Here is a 1,809-nt window from a genome sequence, read left to right as displayed (position 1 = left end):
TACGTTTGCAAAACGACATCAATGTTCTAAGCCAGCTACGTTTAGGCCAAAAAGTCCACTTCAAGGCCAAAGAAGGCCAAGTGTTCGGGGTGGTTATCAAAATCAACAAGAAATCAGTGATGGTGGTCAGCGATGATAACCGCCAGTGGAAAATCCCACCAGGACTGGTGCAGATCATGAAAGACATCTAGCCAGGATGCTTGGCCGAAATCTATAAGGCGTCAATACGTCCTAAAATGGACGCTTACAGGGCAATAGCGCACGGCTAAGGCACGTTTGACCTCTGGTAATGCGGGGAAAGTGGCTCCTGCGACAGCCTGCATCAGTTGGATTTGTTGCCGTAGTTTTTTGGCATTCCCTCGTAGTAAGCCATAGTCACGTACTCGCCGTAATCCTTTGGGTAACACATGTTGTAATATCAACCACAAAAATTCAACCGCGGGCAAGCTGCGTACTTGTTGGCAGCGAGTCTGACTGTCTTGATAGGTAAAACTCACCTGATTATCGACATGACGACAAATACTGCTGTCGGGTAATACGCCCCGATAAAGGAAGCGCGACAGATATTGCAGTGCAGGTGCGCCTTTACCCACGAACTGACAATCGACTACCCATTTAAAGTGGGATTGATGTGGCAGGTTGAGTTGATGCGTGTCACTCAGATAAGCCAGTAAACGTGCTCGCCACACCTTGGCAAGATTAAAGGCGTTAAATAAGTAATGGGTTTTACACTTGCGCCATTGCCGCTTGCCTGAGTGGTAGCTATAAAACAGATAGGAAGCGTTGATGTGAATCATTTGTATAGAGTTGTTCCTAAAGAAGATTGGGTTGAGGCTGAGCGTTGCGGGCGTGTCCCTCGATGCCAGGCAGATAAACGGCGAGGCAGAGTTCATCTGAACGAATTGAAGGATGTGGAGCTTGTCGCGAACCGATGGTTTTCTGTTGAGGAAGAGCCTGTCGTTCTTGAGATAGATGTTTCTGGGGTGGCGGAATATCTGAAATGGGAGGAGAGGACTGAGGAGCCTTTGGGTATCTGGCCAAATCTCTATATTGAGGGCGTACCAGTTGAGAATGTGGTTCGAGTTTTTGCGTTAGACTCAGGGCCAGAAGACAAAAGTGTAGTCTCGTTTCGGATAGGTAAAGCTCTGTCTGAGGAGTCTGTATTCTAACTAAGCGTTGGAGCGCACTCTCTGCGCGACGCTAAATTAAAAAGAGGGATCGGGTAAATATCTATTTTTCAGACTATGTCGGGATCAGCAAAGAAGAACTTGATGCTTATGGTGCATTTAATGTATCTCTCATAAACGACCTCCCTGTTTTTATCGATCCATTTTTCTTTTTGGCAGTATGAAAAGCGAACCCTTTCGGGTTCGCAAGTAAGTGGCTAACGCTTAGCATTACTGCTGAATGCTAGCTTAAGCTTCGGCTTCAATAATCTGCTCAGCCCAGAATTGTTCGGCGGCGTCAAAATAGAGAATCGGGGGCAACCCGAATATCTGTTGAAACTCCGCGGTAAACAACTCGCAAAAGGCAGAAATATCATCTTTATACATCAACAATAGCATCATCATTTCTAAGCCCATTAAATACTGAGTATCAAACTCAGCATGTTCCTCAAGAAGTGATTTACTGATGCTAATGCCTAAGTGTTGTCCTTTGATGTCGCGATGAAGATAGATATATCGAGTGAATTGTAAGGCTCTAGGATCGTTATCATTTTCGTCAATGTCAGCGAGTAACAAGACGGTACTATGATCATCCCAAGGGCTTTTTGATTTTCGTTGATATACGCGAATAAACGGTGACTGA

3 protein-coding genes and 1 pseudogene are annotated in these 1,809 nt (G+C 45.4%); 2 read left to right on the top strand and 2 right to left on the bottom strand.

The genetic code is table 11. The features are described from left to right. Window positions 1-191, top strand: a 191-nt coding sequence (locus L5M11_RS23635; protein WP_263193192.1) for a transposase, incomplete at its 5' end; no start/stop codon positions are given. A gap of 30 nt (window positions 192-221) precedes the next feature. Here L5M11_RS23635 and L5M11_RS23630 read toward each other — a convergent pair. Next, window positions 222-764, bottom strand: a pseudogene (locus tag L5M11_RS23630) (transposase); the annotation flags it as partial. Between the two features lie 24 nt (window positions 765-788). Here L5M11_RS23630 and L5M11_RS23625 point away from each other — a divergent pair. Further along, window positions 789-1,169, top strand: a complete 381-nt coding sequence (locus L5M11_RS23625; RefSeq protein WP_263193438.1) for a DUF952 domain-containing protein — start codon at window positions 789-791, stop codon at window positions 1,167-1,169. 246 nt (window positions 1,170-1,415) lie between these two features. On the opposite strand, the gene L5M11_RS23620 is transcribed toward L5M11_RS23625, so the two are convergent. Continuing rightward, window positions 1,416-1,809: hypothetical protein (locus L5M11_RS23620; protein ID WP_263193436.1), on the bottom strand; the 394-nt coding region annotated here is incomplete at its 5' end.

The organism is Shewanella sp. SM87, from assembly GCF_025653705.1.
In the GTDB taxonomy this organism is placed as follows: domain Bacteria; phylum Pseudomonadota; class Gammaproteobacteria; order Enterobacterales; family Shewanellaceae; genus Shewanella; species Shewanella oncorhynchi.
This window is presented reverse-complemented; position numbering and strand designations above follow the sequence as displayed.